The 16317-nt window shown below is 55.9% G+C and carries 15 protein-coding genes; 11 read left to right on the forward strand and 4 right to left on the reverse strand.

Annotated elements, in window-relative coordinates; all coding sequences use genetic code 11:
• Window positions 1-70 precede the first annotated feature (70 nt).
• Window positions 71-1798, forward strand: a complete 1728-nt coding sequence (gene lpdA, locus FKW31_RS09330) for a dihydrolipoyl dehydrogenase (protein WP_035354020.1) — start codon at window positions 71-73, stop codon at window positions 1796-1798.
• Between the two features lie 65 nt (window positions 1799-1863).
• A complete protein-coding gene (locus FKW31_RS09335) occupies window positions 1864-2898 on the forward strand; it encodes a L,D-transpeptidase (RefSeq protein WP_150178387.1) in 1035 nt (344 codons plus the stop codon).
• Between the two features lie 144 nt (window positions 2899-3042).
• Here the strand turns inward: FKW31_RS09335 and FKW31_RS09340 are convergent, their stop codons facing one another.
• Together FKW31_RS09340 and ahcY are read right to left on the reverse strand one after the other, a co-directional pair.
• Complete coding sequence (locus tag FKW31_RS09340; protein ID WP_035354235.1) at window positions 3043-3438, reverse strand: DUF3597 domain-containing protein; 396 nt, start codon at window positions 3436-3438, stop codon at window positions 3043-3045.
• A 269-nt stretch (window positions 3439-3707) separates the two neighbouring features.
• Window positions 3708-4997: an adenosylhomocysteinase gene (gene ahcY, locus FKW31_RS09345; protein ID WP_006116224.1), complete on the reverse strand. Its 1290-nt coding sequence runs from the start codon at window positions 4995-4997 to the stop codon at window positions 3708-3710.
• Between the two features lie 181 nt (window positions 4998-5178).
• Here ahcY and FKW31_RS09350 point away from each other — a divergent pair, with 181 nt between their 5' ends.
• On the forward strand, window positions 5179-5889 hold the full coding sequence (locus FKW31_RS09350) for a 1-acyl-sn-glycerol-3-phosphate acyltransferase (protein WP_150178388.1): 711 nt from the start codon (window positions 5179-5181) through the stop codon (window positions 5887-5889).
• Between the two features lie 339 nt (window positions 5890-6228).
• Window positions 6229-7311: a DUF2125 domain-containing protein gene (locus FKW31_RS09355; RefSeq protein WP_150178389.1), complete on the forward strand. Its 1083-nt coding sequence runs from the start codon at window positions 6229-6231 to the stop codon at window positions 7309-7311.
• 5 nt (window positions 7312-7316) lie between these two features.
• On the opposite strand, the gene gloB is transcribed toward FKW31_RS09355, so the two are convergent.
• Complete coding sequence (gene gloB, locus FKW31_RS09360) at window positions 7317-8042, reverse strand: hydroxyacylglutathione hydrolase (protein WP_150178390.1); 726 nt, start codon at window positions 8040-8042, stop codon at window positions 7317-7319.
• An 82-nt stretch (window positions 8043-8124) separates the two neighbouring features.
• Between gloB and FKW31_RS09365 the strand changes: the two genes are divergently transcribed.
• Genes FKW31_RS09365 through FKW31_RS09395 form a run of 7 tightly spaced genes read left to right on the forward strand, consistent with a single transcriptional unit; the run spans window position 8125 to window position 15417 of the window.
• Entirely contained in the window at window positions 8125-8898 is a 774-nt protein-coding gene (locus FKW31_RS09365; RefSeq protein WP_150178391.1) for a methyltransferase domain-containing protein, read from the forward strand.
• Between the two features lie 24 nt (window positions 8899-8922).
• A complete protein-coding gene (locus FKW31_RS09370) occupies window positions 8923-10656 on the forward strand; it encodes a hypothetical protein (RefSeq protein WP_150178392.1) in 1734 nt (577 codons plus the stop codon).
• Window positions 10653-11669: a hypothetical protein gene (locus FKW31_RS09375; RefSeq protein ID WP_063353752.1), complete on the forward strand. Its 1017-nt coding sequence runs from the start codon at window positions 10653-10655 to the stop codon at window positions 11667-11669. Before FKW31_RS09370 ends, FKW31_RS09375 begins: the two co-directional genes overlap by 4 nt.
• Window positions 11666-12256: a hypothetical protein gene (locus FKW31_RS09380; protein ID WP_150178393.1), complete on the forward strand. Its 591-nt coding sequence runs from the start codon at window positions 11666-11668 to the stop codon at window positions 12254-12256. The genes FKW31_RS09375 and FKW31_RS09380 overlap by 4 nt, the downstream gene beginning before the upstream one ends.
• On the forward strand, window positions 12253-13386 hold the full coding sequence (locus tag FKW31_RS09385) for a hypothetical protein (protein WP_150178394.1): 1134 nt from the start codon (window positions 12253-12255) through the stop codon (window positions 13384-13386). Before FKW31_RS09380 ends, FKW31_RS09385 begins: the two co-directional genes overlap by 4 nt.
• A gap of 1 nt (window position 13387) precedes the next feature.
• Window positions 13388-14884 carry an NADH-quinone oxidoreductase subunit D gene (locus FKW31_RS09390; protein ID WP_150178395.1) on the forward strand — a complete coding sequence of 499 codons (1497 nt, stop codon included), beginning with the start codon at window positions 13388-13390 and terminating at the stop codon, window positions 14882-14884.
• A 35-nt stretch (window positions 14885-14919) separates the two neighbouring features.
• Complete coding sequence (locus FKW31_RS09395) at window positions 14920-15417, forward strand: NADH-quinone oxidoreductase subunit B (RefSeq protein WP_006116214.1); 498 nt, start codon at window positions 14920-14922, stop codon at window positions 15415-15417.
• Here FKW31_RS09395 and FKW31_RS09400 read toward each other — a convergent pair.
• On the reverse strand, window positions 15406-16311 hold the full coding sequence (locus FKW31_RS09400) for a phosphatidylcholine/phosphatidylserine synthase (RefSeq protein ID WP_150178396.1): 906 nt from the start codon (window positions 16309-16311) through the stop codon (window positions 15406-15408). The two genes, FKW31_RS09395 and FKW31_RS09400, sit on opposite strands and share 12 nt — an antisense overlap.
• Window positions 16312-16317: the final 6 nt, after the last annotated feature.

Here is a 16317-nt window from a genome sequence, read left to right on the forward strand (position 1 = left end):
GCCGAAGGGGTGAATGTGCACCTCTTCGGCCAATTTTTCTGCATATCCCTACGTGAGCGAGACGAGACCCATGCCGATTGAAATTAAAGTTCCCACACTTGGAGAAAGCGTTACGACCGCCACGGTGGGGAAGTGGCTGAAGCAGCCGGGTGAAGCTGTAAAAGTAGATGAGCCCGTTGTTGAGCTGGAAACAGATAAAGTAAGCGTAGAAGTGCCTGCTCCTGCATCCGGTCGGCTTGAAAATCATGCCGTTAAAGAAGGTGATGAAGTAGAAGTGGGCGCTGTGCTGGCTACGCTGGAAGCCGGTGCTGCTGGTTCTGCGCCCGCCGCAAAAGCTGCCGCTCCTGCGGCCAAGGCAGAAGAAGCTAAGCCCGTTGCCGCAACGGCCCCGGCAGCACAGGCTCCGGCAGAAACAGATTACGATGTAGTGGTTATTGGTGCTGGCCCCGGTGGGTATGTGTGCGCCATTCGCGCTGCACAGCTTGGCTTTAAGGTTGCATGTGTTGAACAGCGCGCAACGCTTGGCGGCACCTGCCTGAACGTGGGCTGTATTCCTTCCAAGGCGCTGCTTCAGTCTTCCGAAAACTACCATGCCGCCGGGCATGATTTTGCCGCTCATGGTGTGGTGATTGATAGCGTAAAGCTGGATCTGGCCCGCATGCAGGCCCGTAAGGCAGATATTGTTGGCGCCAACGTGAAGGGCGTTGAATATCTGTTCAAGAAGAATGGTATCACCTGGCTGAAAGGCCACGGCAAGGTGGAAGGCACAGGCCGCCTTAGCGTGGATGGCAAGCCCGTTACCGCCAAGCACATTGTTATTGCCAGCGGCAGCAACAGTGCAAATCTGCCGGGCATTGAGATAGATGAAAAAGTTATTGTCACCTCCACGGGTGCACTGGAGCTTTCCGAAGTGCCCAAGCGCCTTGTCGTGATTGGTGGCGGCGTGATCGGTCTGGAACTTGGCAGTGTATGGGGCCGTTTGGGTGCCGATGTAACTGTTGTTGAATTCCTTGATCGTCTGGTGCCAGGCACGGATAATGAGGTGGCCTCCCAGTTCCAGAAGCTGCTGGTGAAGCAGGGCTTCAAAATGAAGCTGGGCCATAAGGTGACCAAAGCCGAAAAAACCAAAAAAGGCGTGGTGCTGACGGTTGAACCTTCAGCCGGTGGTGCTGCCGAAACGCTTGAGGCCGATGTAGTTCTGGTTGCTGTGGGCCGCACCGCTGCCAGCAAAAACATGGGGCTAGAAGAAGCCGGTATTGCGCTGGATAAGCGTGGCCGTGTTGAGGTGGATGCACATTACGCTACCAGCGTGCCGGGCATTTACGCCATTGGTGACGTTATTGCAGGCCCCATGTTGGCCCATAAGGCAGAAGAAGAAGGCGTAGCTTTGGCAGAACTGCTGGCTGGTCAGGCTGGGCATGTCAATTACGATGCCATTCCGGGTGTGATTTACACATGGCCGGAAGTTGCCTCCGTTGGCTTTACGGAAGAGCAGCTTAAAGAAAAGGGCGTGGCTTACAAAACCGGCAAGTTCCCCTTCATGGCCAATGGCCGTGCCCGCGCTTTGGGCATGACGGATGGCTTTGTAAAGGTGCTGGCAGATAAGCAGACAGACCGCGTTCTGGGTGTGCATATTATTGGCCCATGTGCTGGTGAACTGATTGCCGAAGCCACAATGGCCATTGAATTTGGGGCCTCTGCCGAAGATATCGGCCGCGTGTGCCACGCACATCCAACCCTGAGTGAAGCCGTGAAGGAAGCCGCGTTGGGCGCTGACAACCGCGCGATCAACATCTGAAAGTTTCCTTCTAGCTGAAAGTGGTGTCATACTCTCTTCCATTCAGAAGATGGGAGAGAGGTGGCATGTTTGTGCCAAGGCATCCAACTGTATGGGCAATGGCTGGTAGCCTGCTTTTGGCACCGGGCGGGTTTGCTGCGGCCCAAACGCCTGCGCCAGATGCGGCCTCTCAAACCGAAGAATCCCGGCCAGAAAAACCACCCATACAGGGTGATGGCGCACAAACGCCTGTAACCACGCAGGCAGCCCCGGATGGGCATGTGCCTTATACCCCACCACCGGAAGAAGCCGCGCAGCTTCCCCCAATGCCTGTGGTGGATGATGATGAAGCCCGTAAGGAAGCAGATAGCCTTACGCGGGATTTCCGGCACGAAGTGCCCGTAGCCCTTAAAGTTTCAACCGCACGTAAAACCGCATGGATTGCATTGGCACGCCAGCAGTTGGAACAGGCCGGGTACACTATTGATCGGCCACAGGTTTTGGTGGTGGTGGATCGCAACCCCTCTGTGCAGCGTCTGTGTCTGATTCTGGCTTTGCCGAATGATCCAGACTGGCAGGTTATTGGCAGCACCAAGGTTTCTACTGGCACAACGGGGCGTAAGTATTATTACATCACGCCAACAGGGGTGTTTACCAACACGGCAGATCGGCTGGGTTACCGCGCGCTGGGCACCAAAAATGAAAATGGTATTCGCGGCAACGGTATCAAAGGCATGCGGGTATGGGATTTTGGCTGGCAGTGGGCTGAAAAAGGCTGGCTGCCCAGCCGAGAAAAAGGCCAGATCCGGTTGGAAATGCACGCAACCGATCCCGTTTATCTGGAGCAACGGCTAGGCCATACGGCATCTGAGGGCTGTATTCGTATTCCGGCATCGTTAAACGTGTTTATTGATAAGCACGGCCTGATAGATGCGGAATATGAGCAATGGGCTGCCGTGGATATTCGCTTTAGAGCCCTATTGCGGCCAGACAGAAAGCCCACCGCCATTTCGGGTTTAGCCGTGGTGGTGGTGGATTCGGCAGATTATCACCAGGATTCTGATAAAACCGCAGCACTTAAAGAAAATACAGGCCCATCCAAATTAGCTGCGCGTGGGTAAATGTAGGCCGGGGCCGGGTGTTACGGTTTGGGGCTAAAACCAAATGTGCCTGTGTCTGCTTGATGCCTTAATAAAAAAGGCGTGCCGCCCGTAAGCAGCACGCCTTTTATTTTAACCGGTAAAACTGGTTTTTCTTACCAGATATTACAGGCCAGCAGGTACTTTACCGCCGTTTTCGGCCAGTTTCTGGCGCACTTCTTTAATCAGCCAAACGTTCATGGTGGCGCTATCGTTTGTGTCACCCGTATAGCCCAGTTCGCCAGCCAGCTTTTTGCGAGCATCCAAGGAGCTGTCGAGGCCCAGAAGCTTCAGGAGATCCACAATGGATTCCTGCCAGTTCAGGTTCTGGCCATTTTTTGCAGCCATATCGGCCAGCACGGCATCAACATTTACCGGCGTGCCAGCAGGCGGAATGGTGCCCGGAGCGGCAGCGGCAGCAGCAGAAGGCTGTGCGCCAGCATTGGCGGGGGATGTGGTGTCTGGCGTGGCAGCCTTGGCATGATGGAAAATGGCGGAGAGAATGGAGCCAAAAATGCTCATGTTCAGAAATCCTTTCGCAAGAGCCAGCATGACTTTGTACAATACAATGAAGCAGAATGCTTAAAGGCAAGCCATGCAACTGCCCCTAAGCATACAGCAGCATTGCTTGTTGCATAGAGCGCTTAATGCTTTCTGAATATTAAGTTTTTTTACAAGAGATGGCCAGAAAAAGGCAGCCTGCCCCGTAAAGGCAAAGCAGGCAGAACATAAAAAAGGGGTATGGGCCAACTGGCGGCCCATACCCCTTTTGTGTCTCTGATTTGAAAAAATCAGTAGCGGTAGTCTTGGTGCTTGAACGGGCCGTTTACATGCACGCCAATATATTCGGCCTGCTCTTTGTTCAGCTTGCTCAGATGTGCGCCAACCTTGGCCAGATGCAGGGCCGCAACCTTTTCATCCAGCTTTTTAGGCAGGGTGTACACTTTGGCTTCGTATTTACCTTCCGGCGCTGTCCACAGTTCAATCTGGGCCAGCGTCTGGTTGGTGAAGGAAGCAGACATCACAAAGGAAGGGTGGCCTGTGGCATTGCCAAGGTTCACCAAACGGCCTTCGGACAGAACAATCAGGCGCTTGCCATCGGGGAACACAACTTCGTCCACCTGCGGCTTGATGTTGTCCCACGTAAAGTTACGCAGCGCGTTAATCTGAATTTCAGAATCAAAGTGGCCGATGTTGCACACAATGGCGCGGTTTTTCATGGCGCGCATGTGGTCAAGCGTAATAACGTCCACATTGCCGGTGGCGGTTACAAAGATGTCACCACGGGGGGCACCTTCTTCCATCGTCACTACTTCGTAGCCTTCCATGGCGGCCTGAAGGGCACAGATGGGGTCTACTTCCGTAACCAGAACGCGGCAGCCTGCATTGCGCAGGGAGGCAGCAGAACCTTTACCCACATCACCATAACCGGCAACAACGGCAACCTTGCCAGCCATCATGACATCTGTGCCACGGCGGATTGCGTCCACCAGGCTTTCACGGCAGCCATACAGGTTATCGAATTTGGATTTGGTAACGCTGTCGTTCACGTTAATGGCCGGAACCTTCAGCGTGCCTTTTTTCTGCATTTCCCACAGGCGGTGCACACCTGTTGTGGTTTCTTCAGAAAGGCCTTTCACGTTGGCCAGCAGTTCGGGGTATTTGTCGTGCATCAGCACGGTCAGATCACCGCCGTCATCCAGAATCATGTTCGGGGTCCAGCCATCGGGGCCCTTCACTGTCTGTTCAATGCACCACCAGAATTCTTCTTCCGACAGGCCTTTCCATGCAAATACGGGAACGCCCGCAGCAGCAATGGCAGCCGCAGCATGATCCTGCGTAGAGAAGATGTTGCAAGATGACCAACGCACCGTGGCGCCAAGGGCCACCAGTGTTTCAATCAGCACGGCGGTCTGGATGGTCATGTGCAGGCAGCCAGCAATGCGTGCGCCTTTCAGCGGCTTGCTTTGGCCGTATTCCTCGCGCAGGGCCATCAGGCCGGGCATTTCGCCTTCGGCAATGGAAATTTCCTTGCGGCCCCACTCAGCGAGAGAGAGATCCTTAACCTTGTAATCGCTCATATTATCCTGTCTTCCTGTGCAGATCGGGCTTTTCTATACAGCGTGGGGCAGGTGGATGCCAGCCGAAACAGGCATGGCAGATGCAGCACCTGTATGCTTGCTGCTTGCATATGGGCTTTTTTTCTGGTGTCCAGATGCAACATGTCATGAATGATCTTTGAGGCTGCGCTGGGTTTTTTGAATGTCTGTGTTTCGTTCCGTTCTGTTTAACGTTCTGGCTTTTCTGCTTACGCTGCTTATGGGGGTGGGGGCTTTTCCCATTCGCTGGTTTGCGCATAGGCTGGCGCTGCCTTATGCAAAATTGTGGTCTCGGCTGGTTTTGGCGCTGTTTCGCAATATTTGCGGCGTAAAGGTGGAAATCACGGGGCTGGAGCATCTGCCCACCCATGGCCCGGCACTTATTGCATCCCAACATCAATCCGCTTTTGATACGTTGATATGGATGCTGCTGCTGCCCCGCCCCTGTTATGTGATGAAGGGGGAGCTGCGGCGTATTCCGCTGCTTGGCCCCATGCTGGTTTTAACGGGCATGATGCCTATTGAGCGTGCGGCAGGGGCTAAGGCCATGCGCATGCTGTTGCAGGAAACAGATAAAGCCCTGAAGGCAGACCGGCAGATTATTATTTTTCCTGAGGGCACACGCACGGCACCGGGTGAGCACGTAGCACTTAAACCGGGCATTGCTGCCATGGCTAACCACGCCAAACTGCCTGTTATTCCGGTTGCCACCAACTCTGGTCTGTTCTGGGGGCGCAATGCGTTTTTCAAACGCTCTGGCGTTTTGCATATTGCTATTGGCCCAGCCGTAGGCCCCGCCAAGCGCGCAGCCTTGCTGGCGGATATTGAAGCAGGTTGGCGCGAACAGGAAAAAACATTTCAGCCCTTAGCCTGATGGCGGGGGATAAAATCCCCAAAGCATGTGGATAACTTTGTGGAATTTACCTTGCGCATGTGTGCGGTTGCATCAGTAATCGGGGTGGTTTTTCTGTAAATATCTGTAAAATGCAAAATGAATACTTTGTAAATTTTTTGTGAATGACAGGTCTGTCTTATTTTTGTCTTTCATATTCAGGGATTTTTTTGAAAAGATTTTCCCGCGTAAAAAGCATCATCAGGTTTTCCCCTACAAACTGTTTTGAATATGACAGAATAACGGCGAAGCGCCTTTGCCTGTGGATAAAAGCCGAGACTCTGTAGAAAACCGCCATGAATGTTCAGAAAAAGGGTGTGAATGAAAAAAGCGCTTCTTAGTTTTGCTGTAGGGGCTGGTGGCTGCTTTCTGGTTTTAAGTAGCTATTGGTGGGCAAGCGCGCAGTATCTGCAAAAGCAGGCAGACACCATGCCCTTAGGGTGCCAGACGCATTACACATCCCGCGTGGTAAATGGGTGGCCGTGGTATGCGCAATTGGATACGCAAAATATGCGTATGGTCTGCACGCCATTATTGGCGGCGCGGTCCTCTGCTTTTCAGATCATTTACGCTGCTACCCGCGTTACAGCGAATACAGCTTTCTGGCGTCCCTTTTTCGTACACGTGCGGCTGGTTAGTCCGATGGTAATGGAAACGCTCCATAATGCGCAGGAAGGGGAGGAAACTCCCGTTGTGTTGCGGATGGAGGGAGACCCTATAGAACTGGATCTTCCGTTAAGCAGAAGGGTGGCGGGCCATGCCGTTTTTCAAACACCTTTCTTGCATGTGCTGTTCCCTGCCGGTGCCAGCCATATGGGTGATATGGTGCTGCAAAATGTGCGGGGCAAAGCCTTTTGGAACATGCAGGCCACGCAGGAACAAAGCACCGCCTCCATTTTTGTTAAGGCCCAGCGTTGGGGCATAACGGGTTGGCAAACGGTGCTGGAGGATGTGCAGGCTGCTGTTGCCATACCGGGGCCAACAACAAATGTGCGCGAAAGTATTTTTCCATCCAATGGTGCCGCCGCATGGCCAGATGTATTGGTGCAACGCTTTACAGCCCGCTGGCGTGATCTGAACCTGAAAATGACAGGGCAGGTGCGCGGCGGAGAGCTTTTACACCCCACGGGAGATTTTTGGCTGAGCGTTGCAAACTGGCAGCCCTTTTTAGAGAACTTGCGGCGTGAAGGCACACTTTCTGCGCAGGAAGCCACAGGCATGGCCACCATGCTGGCGCGTGTTACGCGGGAACAACCCGGTAACCTGCAAATGCCGTTAATGTTGCGTAACGGCACCATGCAGTTGGGAACGCTGCCGGTTTCTGCCCTGCAACCTGTTTTTCAGGCGGCACGCCATGCAGCGCAAGAAACCGGAGCACAAGTAGGGCGTGCGCGCGCAAACTGAAGGGTTTAAAACGTATCTTTCTCGCGGCGGAGTTGAGCAAAGGTTTGCACGTTTTTTGCGCGTAAAAAGGGGTTGGTGGCGCGTTCCATCCCCAATGTGGAGGGTACGGTGGGTTTGTTTTCGGCCCGCAGGCGGCGCACCTCCGCTACACGTTCCTTTAACGCGGCATTCTGTGGTTCTGCATGTAAGGCAAAGGCGCTGTTGCTCTGCGTATATTCGTGCCCGCAATAAACACGCGTTGCATCGGGCAGGGCATCCAGCTTGTGCAGGCTCTCAAACATCTGTGCAGCGGTGCCTTCAAATAGTCGGCCACACCCAAGGCTGAACAGCGTATCCCCACAAAACAGGGAAGGTGGGTTGGGGAAGTAAAAGCAAATATGGCCCAGCGTATGGCCCGGCACAGCAATAACAGTGCCGGTACAGGCCCCTACGGCAAGGCTGTCTTGATCGTGCAAAGCAATATCCAGCGGCGGCATGCGCTGTTGCTCGGCCGCGGGGCCAGCTACGCGGGCATGATAGCGCTGGCGAAGTGCTTCCGCGCCGCCGGTGTGATCATGATGGTGATGCGTGAGCAAGATCAGATCCAGCCGCCCACCTTCTTTTTCAATAAAGTTCACAACGGGCGCGGCTTCTCCGGGGTCTATCACTGCGGTTGTGCCTGTTTCCGTATCACGCAAAAACCACGCGTAATTGTCGGACAGAACAGGAATGGCCTGAACATCAAGAGGCATGGGGAAAGCTCCTGCTGTGGAAATTTGAAAATAGGGAAGGCAAATCATGACGGGGTCACAAACCGTATGATAGACATGCAGAATGCTCGATGTCATGCCGCCGGAAAGCAGTTTTTACACAACAGCAAGAGGCCAGTGCTTTCTGGCTCTGGTTGGTGAACGTCTGCGCTGGTTCTGGCCAGATCTGGGGCAGCAGCACGCTGTGCTGGGGCTAGGGCATACGGCTGCGTATCTGGAAAAGTTGGAGAATGGCAGAGCCACACCAGCCTGTTTGGTTGCTGCCAATGCGCCGCTATGGGGCGCGACATCCACGCCCGGTCTAAGCTGTGTGGTGGATCTGCACAGCCTGCCGTTTCAGCCCAAGCAGTTTGACCGGGTATTAATGGTGCATGCGCTGGATGATCGCCAACACTCCGTATCTGTTCTGCGGGCTGCCGGGCAGGTGATGAAGCCCGATGGCAGGCTACTGTTAATTGTGCCCAGCCGTTTTGGTGGCCGGGCGCGGTTGCGGGGCACGCCATTCCGGCACGATGCGGCTTTTTCCCGCCGATGTCTCAAGCAAACGCTTGCATCTGCCATGCTTAAACCAGAACAATGGGATGAAGCTCTTTTTCTACCCACGGGCGCTATGCGTTGGATGCGCCATAACGGACGAAAAATGGATATTGCAGGCAAGATGCTCTGCCCCGGCGCGGGTAGCCTGATATTGGTGGAAGCGGTGCGGGATGAGTATTCTGCCCTTTCCCTGCCAGTAAAGGCGCGGCAGCGTTGGCTTGCCCGTTCCCTGTTGCCGGTAAGGGGCACAGCAAAGGCCATACAGGACAGAAAATACGTTTCACGCATTTCGCGGCGTTGAATAGATTGTCATTAACCGGCTGTCATGGTGTTATCCGCCGGATTTCATAGCAGGTTGGGGCCGGGTTCCATTTTCACCTCCTTTGTTCTTTGCAGTTTGCTGGCGATATTTGCTGCGCTGGGCGTTTTTGCAGTGCTGCCAGACAGGCTTCTGCGTGGTGCTGCGGTGTGGCGGGCAGAAATTATGGGTGGCCTGTGGGCGCTCTGTGGCGTGTTGGCCATTGTGGGAGCTGCGTGCAAGCTGGAGGGCGAACTTAGCTGGTTTCCGGTTTTTGGGCTGGATGGCCCAGCCTTGCCCATGCTTGTTTTGCTGGCGTTTGCCGGGGGCGTAGCCGGTAGTGGCGCTGCGGCGTTGGCCTGCGTGTTTGTGGGCATGGGCTTTCTGGCCCTTTCTCCGCTGGTATTTGGGTTGCTTACGGGCACGGCGCTGGTGCTTTTAGCAGCAGGTGGGTGGCGCAGTGTGTGTCTGCCATTTGCTGTGTTGCCCGCTTGTATTCCTGCAGATAGCCCTTTTTGTGTGCCGCTTTTGTGCCTGACTGTGCTGCTGATGGGCTGGGCGGTTTCTGTGCAAAAAGGGCCTACAGCTGTGCTGCCCGGTATGGTGGGGCTGTTTTTGTTGGGCCGCCTTTTGGCCGAAGTGGGTGAGCTTTCTGTGCTGCCACAGGTTATGCTGGTGGCCAGCGGATGTTTGGTGGCGGCAACAGGCACTTTGCAAGCCATGCGCGATAAAGGTCTGGCGCGTATTGCATCTGGGCTATGTGCGGCATGGTATGGCATATTGGTGGTGGCTGTTGCGCTGGCTTTGGTTTCCAGTTTTGGCGGTATGGAAACATTCCGTATGGCCATTATTCTGGGTATGGGCGCCCCCATGTTGGTCCTTATTGGCCTGTTATGGCTGGCGCAATGGCAGCAGGTAGAACCAAAGCGCCGCATTGCCTCCCTTTCTGGCCATGTGCTGGTTGCTGGCTTGTTAATGCTGTTTTCCATTATGCCGCCTTTTGGCGGGTTTGCCGTTTTATGGAGCCTGCTTGTTGGCGCGTATGATGCCATTGCCGTGGCGCAACCCGTTGGCGCGCTTACCATAATGCTGCTGCTTGCACTGCTGGGCAGCATTATGGTGCTTATGGGGGCCGGGTTGCTGCGCGCAGGTGCGGCCCTGCTGTTTCCTTCCACTGTTTTTCAGCCAAATCAGGCCCCCGTGGCTGCCGAGTTTGTGTGGCCTAGCTGGATATGTGCTGGGGCCGCCATGTTGCTTGTGCTTTTACCGGGGCTATGGCTTTCGCTGGCGGATCATTTGGTGGTGGGGCCTGTTGTGCCGCCGCTGAAGTGGAGCCGCATTGCTACAATCTGGCTGGAAGGCGGCGGGGCCAGTTTTACCCCTGTTTTTACATTTTTGGCGTTGGGTGCGGCCTTGGCGGCGGCTGCCATGCTGGTAAGGTTGCTGGGTTTTCTGCCCTTTGGGCGTGTTATCAAGCCGGTGCCAGTATGGCGCCAAGGCGCACCCATCATACAGCCCGCAGAAGGGCGCACAGTTTCTTACGAAGGCGCGGCGCCTTTATGGCCTGCCTGCATGGCGCTTTTTGGGTTGGCGGCTGAAACCCGAAAGGACAAACGGCTGGCCCGCCGTAGCCGTGTTGCCCTGCGTTACGGCAGGCGTTGGTTGTTCCGGGGTGCCGAATGGTGTGAAACACAGGGCTTGGTGTTGATTCTGCTGCTTTTGGGTGGCGGCCTGCTGGTGGGGCTGTTTGTAGGAAAATGAAGCAGGATTTAACATGGGGCTGGGCATTTGGCTGTGTTGCTGCTCTGGCCATTCAGGCAGCCCTTATGGTGCTTGTAGCACCGTGGTTTGCGGGGTGGGTGCATCGTCTTGCTGGCCGATTGGTGGGTGAACCGCGCTTTCCTGCAGGGGGGAGGTGGCAGGAAATCTGGCACCAGTTCCGCCGTCCGTCCTTATATGGGCGGCAAGATGGGCTGAACGGCGTTTTTTGTGCCTTGGCGTTGGTGCTGGCAGTGTTGGCCTGTGGGTTGGTGCCGGTATTTACACTTACAATGCCGGGCTTTCCCGCACCGGGCATGCTGCTTGTATGCACCATTCTGGTGGCCGTAGGTGTTTTGCTGGACTTGCCTCAGGCTGTGCAGGAGGCCTCTGCCGCACAACAAGGATGCGCGGCCATTGTGGCGGATGCGTTGCTCTTGCCGGTGTTAACGCCCGTGCTGTTGCTAACCGGGGCGCATGATCTGGTTGCGTTTTTGGGCAGGCTGCATGTGCTTTCTCCTATTACAGAAGGCGCACCTTACGTGCTGGCTGGTGTGGCGTTGTTTTTGGCAACAGCCTTGGCACGGCGGGATGAGCAAACAGCTTCTGCCACACTTTCCGGCCCGGATAGAGCCATGTGGCTTTTAGCAGCAGATTGCATGCAGATGTGCTGGGTTACGTTGGCGGCAGATGTGGCCTGGGCAGGCAGCTTGGCCATGCCGGGAGAAAGCGGGGCCGAAAACTGGCTAACCCAATGTGTAGAAGGCTTGGGTCTATGGATGTTCAAGCTGCTTGTGGCGTCTTTCATGCTGGCGGTGCTGCGTATGGCTCTGCTGCCTGCAGGGCGTAGGGCGCGTGTGCGGTTGGGTGCTATTTTTCTGCTGGGCGTTCTGGCATGGCAGGTCACTTCTTCTCACGTTGCAGCCCCCCCATCTGAGCCTGAAAACCACAACGTTGAGGATGAAAACACCCAAGGCTATTCAACAGAGCCAGCGCCGGAAGGAGAACCTTCATGACACTGGCCGCCATTCTCATGCCCTTGCTGGCGCTATGCGTTGTGGCGCGGGGTATCGGTTTTTTGCCTTTGCTGGGGCTGGTTGCCGCTGCTGCTATGCTGGTGGACGGGCATACCCCTTTACAGCAGGCAGGGGCGGCGATGGCCGCAGTTTTTGCCATAGGGCCAGTGCTGTTTTTACTGCGCTATCAGCATGATGCCGCGCGGGAACGCACAGGCAGCGCCATACCGTTTTTTGCACTTGGCCTGATGGTGTTGTTGCTTCTGGCCTGCACGCGCGCAGGTGTTGCGGTGTTTCCTGCCAGTTTATGTGTGGTTGTGGCTGGCCTGGTTTCGGTTATCTGCCAGCATAGCATGGTATGGCAATGGGCCGGGTTGCTTACGTGTGTTGAAGGTGTGCTGCTGTGTGGCGTGCAGGCGCATCAACCCTCTGTGGTGGGTGTGGCCGGTTTGGCTGGTGCTGTTGTGGCCATGCTTGGGGGGATGTGCATCCACCGTATTATGCCGCGCGTGGTGCCATTGCGCCCACCTTCCGCCCGTAAAAAATCTTCCCCCGACTCTCCAGAAAAGAACGGAGATGCAGCATGACAGGCACAGCAGGGGCAGGCATGTTTCTGGCGGCACTGGCATTTGTGTGGCCCTTTTTGGGGGCGGCCGCAGTATGTGCGGTGCCTGTGGCGCGTAGCCGTGAACTGGCAATATGGATGTCTGCCATAGGCTGTGTGCTGGCGTTGGCAGTTTTTGTTTTTCCGGCATCGGGCGCTGTGGCCGCTGGGTGGGATGATGACCCCGTGCAGCGTGCCGGGCGTGTCATGCTGGCTTTTGGCCTGCTGCTGATGGTGCTTGAAAACGGCATCTTGCATGACAGGCTGGTACGTAGCCTGCCGCATGTTTCCACCGCTTTGGCGGGGTTGGCCTGTGTTGCGCCAGATCCCGCTGTGGGGTTGGGTATTTTAGAAGCCGCTTTGGCATGGGGGGTATTTGTTTTTACCCGCCCAGCCGGGCAGGCCAGAATGGGGTGGGGGCTTATCCGTAATGGCTCGGTTGGCACGTTTTTGGTGCTTTCCGGCTTGCTGCTTCCAGCCAATACCGTTGTTTCTGGCCTGATGATGGCTTGCGGCTTGGTGGTGTTAACCGGCCTTTCTCCCTTTGGGCAATTTTGGCAGGATGAAAATGATACTTTTCTGTTTCTGCCATTTGCCGGGGCGGCCCTGTTGCTGGCCATGCGCCTGCGCACACATGGGGGAGAGGCGTTTGAAACCGCCCTTGTGCTGTGTGGTCTGCTTTCTGTGTGGCTTACGGCCTGTGCCGGGCGCTTTCCCGATAGGCAAAGGTTGTTCCGCACCTTTCCATCTGCATTGGCGTTGATAGCGGTTGGTATTCAGGCCGATGTGGCAGCGTTGCTGTTTTTATGCGGTTGGTGCCTTGCCGGTGGCGGGCGTGCAGGCCGTGGTTGGGCTGTTAATACCTTGGCCTGTTTTCCGCCCGGCGCGCCATTTGTGGGCTGCCTGCTCCTGCTTTCCATGATGAGTGATTGGTCATGGCCGCTGGCGTTACTGACAGTTGCGGGTATTTTGGCGGCAGTTACGCGTGCTGTGCCTGCGCGGGACATTACGCATCATTTCTGGCCGCAGGATGCTGCCGGGCGTGTAGCCTGTTCCGTGCTGACAGCTACGGGGCTGCTGGTGCCACTGGCTATGATGCTGGGAGCTTTCTGAAATGAACGCGGCTTCTCATATCTGGGCGGGGGAGGAAACAGAAACCCCGTGGCGCTTTCGGCTACAAGAAATGGCATGGCGCGATCTGGTAGATGCGCTCAAGCATGATGATCTGCCGTTTGTAGGCCTGTGGTGTGATGGCACAGATGTACATGCGCTGTTTTTACCAGATGGCCAACCGCTGGCAGCCACATTGGCGCTGGAAGATGGGCGATACCCCGCACTTTCTCCCGCAAGAGATATTTCCTGCCTGTATGAACGCCGCATTTACGATCTGTACGGCGCAGAGGGTATGTGGGCTACGGATGTCAGGCCTTTGTTGGACCATGATGTGTGGTCTTCTTCCATGCCTTTGGCGGAGCATCCGGGGGCTGGCGGAGGGCAGAAGGGGCTTATCCACTTTCAGCCTGCGGAACATATGCACCAAGAGGGTGATATGGCGGATGGCTGGGGGCCTGCCACAGGCGGCATGGAACCACCTTTGCATGTGGCGTTGGCCCTGCGAGAAGGGCGTATTCGCGCAACGGAAACAGTTACCGGTTATGCACATCGGGGCATGGAACTGCGCTGGCGTCACAGCCGGGTAGAAGATGCGTGTAAACTCAGCGCACGTGTGGCGGCTGGGCAATCTGTTGCGCAGCAGGTGGCGTTCTGTTTGGCTGTGGAAGATGCCTGCAAGGAGCAGGTCGGCCCGGAAATTCGGCTGTTGCGTGTTGCATTGCTGGAACTGGAACGCATTTACCACCATCTTTTTCTACTGGCGGATATGGCACGTCTGGCAGGGGCACGATTGGTAGCCTCTGGCTGCATGGCGTTACGAGAGCGGATGATACAGGAGGCCGCCCCTATTACCGGCTCACGCCTGTTGATGGATGTATGTGTGCCGGGTGGCCTTTCCCTGCGCCACGCCACGCAAATGGGCGATATGTGCGCCCGCCTGTGCGAGGTGGCCGCGCGTGATTACCCAGCCTTGCTGGCTTTGTGGCAAGAATATCCGGGTCTTTCCATGCAACTGGCGGGCATGGGTAAGGTTACGGCAGATTTGCTGGAGCGTGTGGGGCTGGATGGCCCCACAGCACGTGCCGCCGGGTGGGATTGTGATGGCCGCCGTATGATGCCGGGGTACGAAGGTATATGGCGCTTCACCTCTGGTAGGCAGGATGGCACGGTAGAAGACCGCGCCATGCTTTTATTGGAGGAGGTGGGGGAAAGCCTGCGTATGCTGGATGAAGTGGCCTCCCGCATTGGGTTAACGGCTGGTGGCAGCGTGCAGCTTTCCATGCAGGATGGTGAAGGCACAGGCATGGTGGAAGGCCCGTGGGGCGGTATTCTGTACTGGGTGCGCCTGCGTGATGGCCGGGTAGAACAGGTTTTTACCCGCACCCCATCTTCCGCCGCTTTGTTGACGTTTGAGGCGATATTGCCGGGGCATCAGCCAGATGATGTTGCCTTGCTTGCACGGTCATTGGATATCAACGCAGCAGCGCTGGATAGGTAAACAGTGCACGTGGGCGGAATGAAAGGCAAAAACACATGGGGCTGATACGGGCAGTATTTGATGCAGCCTTTAAGCAGGATATCCGGCGCATGAAGCCCGTAGGCCCGCGCTGGCCGCTGCTTTTGTTCCATGTGGATACAGGTGGCTGTGGCGGCTGTGGGATGGAGCTACAGGCCCTGCGTTATGCGCCATATGATATGGAAGGCGCGGGCTTTGGTTTTGTAACATCGCCTCGCAATGCTGATGTGCTGCTCATAACCGGCGCGCTTACGCGTGCCATGGCTCCGGTGCTGGAAGCCGCATGGCAGGCCATGCCTACCCCTAAAGGGCTGATTGCCGTAGGAAGCTGCGCCTTGGATGGCGGCATGTTTCCCGAAAATTATACGGTATTGGGTGGGTTGGAGCGCCGGGTTTCCATAGATCTGAAAATACCCGGCTGCCCGCCTGCGCCTCAGGATGTTCTAAATGGCCTGTGTTCCCTGTTTGGCAAACAGGCCGTTCCTCCAAAGGAACCTGAAACCTCAGCTGTGTGAAGGTGCTGGGGTTTCTTCTATATCGTCTTCATCGGTTTGCAGGTCTTCTGCTGCTTTTTTAAGCCGCAGAAAGCTTAGGCGGCTGAGGGGCAATAGGAACATATAAATCACGCCCGCAGCGGCCAGAGCAGCCCACGGATCCGCCACCAGCACCACAGCATAAAGCCCGGTACCCAGCATAAGCGGCAGAACATACTGAGCTGGCACCTTGAAGTTCTTGAATGACCAGACCGGCAAAGTGGAAACCAGCAGCAACCCTGTGCTTGCCAAGGTAAGTGTAGGAATCCACGGCAGACGCGTGAGCCGGTAAAGCCAGTCTATGCCAAGCTTTTGTGCTTCCAGCCCCAAAAAAAGCGGGAAAAGAGCTAACCCGGCACCTGCGGGTGCAGGCACGCCAGTAAAGAAGTTGCTGGCATATTTGGGCTGATGATGTTCGCCATCCAGATTGGCGTTAAACCGCGCCAACCGGAGCGCCATGCACACGGTAAACATAATGCACGGCAGAAAAGCGTAACGCCCTCCATCCTTCAGCGCCCAGAAATACAGTAAGAAGGAAGGAGCCACCCCAAAGCACAAAAAGTCGGAAAGGCTGTCAAACTCTGCGCCAAAACGGGTGGAACCGCGTAGCAGGCGGGCAATACGGCCATCCAGCCCATCAATAAAAGCGGAAATCAGCAAGGCCACGGCAGCAGCCTGAAAACGCCCATCCACAGCAAAGCGCATACCCATAAGGCCACCGCAAAGCCCCAACATGGTGAGTATATTGGGGATAAGCCGGTTAAAGGATGGCCCGCGTATTTTACTGCGTACCCGCCGCCGTAAACGACGACGACGGCGCGGTGTTTCGGAAGTCTGCTGCGCAGGAGCAGAAGGAGATGAGGAAGGTTGTGTCACGATTGC

Source organism: Acetobacter sp. DmW_136, assembly GCF_008690365.1.
Classification (GTDB): domain Bacteria; phylum Pseudomonadota; class Alphaproteobacteria; order Acetobacterales; family Acetobacteraceae; genus Acetobacter; species Acetobacter oryzifermentans.

Excerpts from the sequence above, each read along its gene's own strand:
- FKW31_RS09395 (WP_006116214.1), top strand. The coding sequence starts at position 14,920 with ATGGGGCTGATACGGGCAGTATTTGATGCAGCCTTTAAGCAGGATATC.
- FKW31_RS09390 (WP_150178395.1), top strand. The coding sequence starts at position 13,388 with ATGAACGCGGCTTCTCATATCTGGGCGGGGGAGGAAACAGAAACCCCG.
- FKW31_RS09340 (WP_035354235.1), bottom strand. The coding sequence starts at position 3,438 with ATGAGCATTTTTGGCTCCATTCTCTCCGCCATTTTCCATCATGCCAAG.
- lpdA (WP_035354020.1), top strand. The coding sequence starts at position 71 with ATGCCGATTGAAATTAAAGTTCCCACACTTGGAGAAAGCGTTACGACC.
- FKW31_RS09375 (WP_063353752.1), top strand. The coding sequence starts at position 10,653 with ATGAAGCAGGATTTAACATGGGGCTGGGCATTTGGCTGTGTTGCTGCT.
- FKW31_RS09335 (WP_150178387.1), top strand. The coding sequence starts at position 1,864 with ATGTTTGTGCCAAGGCATCCAACTGTATGGGCAATGGCTGGTAGCCTG.
- FKW31_RS09365 (WP_150178391.1), top strand. The coding sequence starts at position 8,125 with ATGCTCGATGTCATGCCGCCGGAAAGCAGTTTTTACACAACAGCAAGA.
- ahcY (WP_006116224.1), bottom strand. The coding sequence starts at position 4,997 with ATGAGCGATTACAAGGTTAAGGATCTCTCTCTCGCTGAGTGGGGCCGC.
- gloB (WP_150178390.1), bottom strand. The coding sequence starts at position 8,042 with ATGCCTCTTGATGTTCAGGCCATTCCTGTTCTGTCCGACAATTACGCG.
- FKW31_RS09350 (WP_150178388.1), top strand. The coding sequence starts at position 5,179 with ATGTCTGTGTTTCGTTCCGTTCTGTTTAACGTTCTGGCTTTTCTGCTT.
- FKW31_RS09380 (WP_150178393.1), top strand. The coding sequence starts at position 11,666 with ATGACACTGGCCGCCATTCTCATGCCCTTGCTGGCGCTATGCGTTGTG.
- FKW31_RS09385 (WP_150178394.1), top strand. The coding sequence starts at position 12,253 with ATGACAGGCACAGCAGGGGCAGGCATGTTTCTGGCGGCACTGGCATTT.
- FKW31_RS09355 (WP_150178389.1), top strand. The coding sequence starts at position 6,229 with ATGAAAAAAGCGCTTCTTAGTTTTGCTGTAGGGGCTGGTGGCTGCTTT.
- FKW31_RS09370 (WP_150178392.1), top strand. The coding sequence starts at position 8,923 with ATGGTGTTATCCGCCGGATTTCATAGCAGGTTGGGGCCGGGTTCCATT.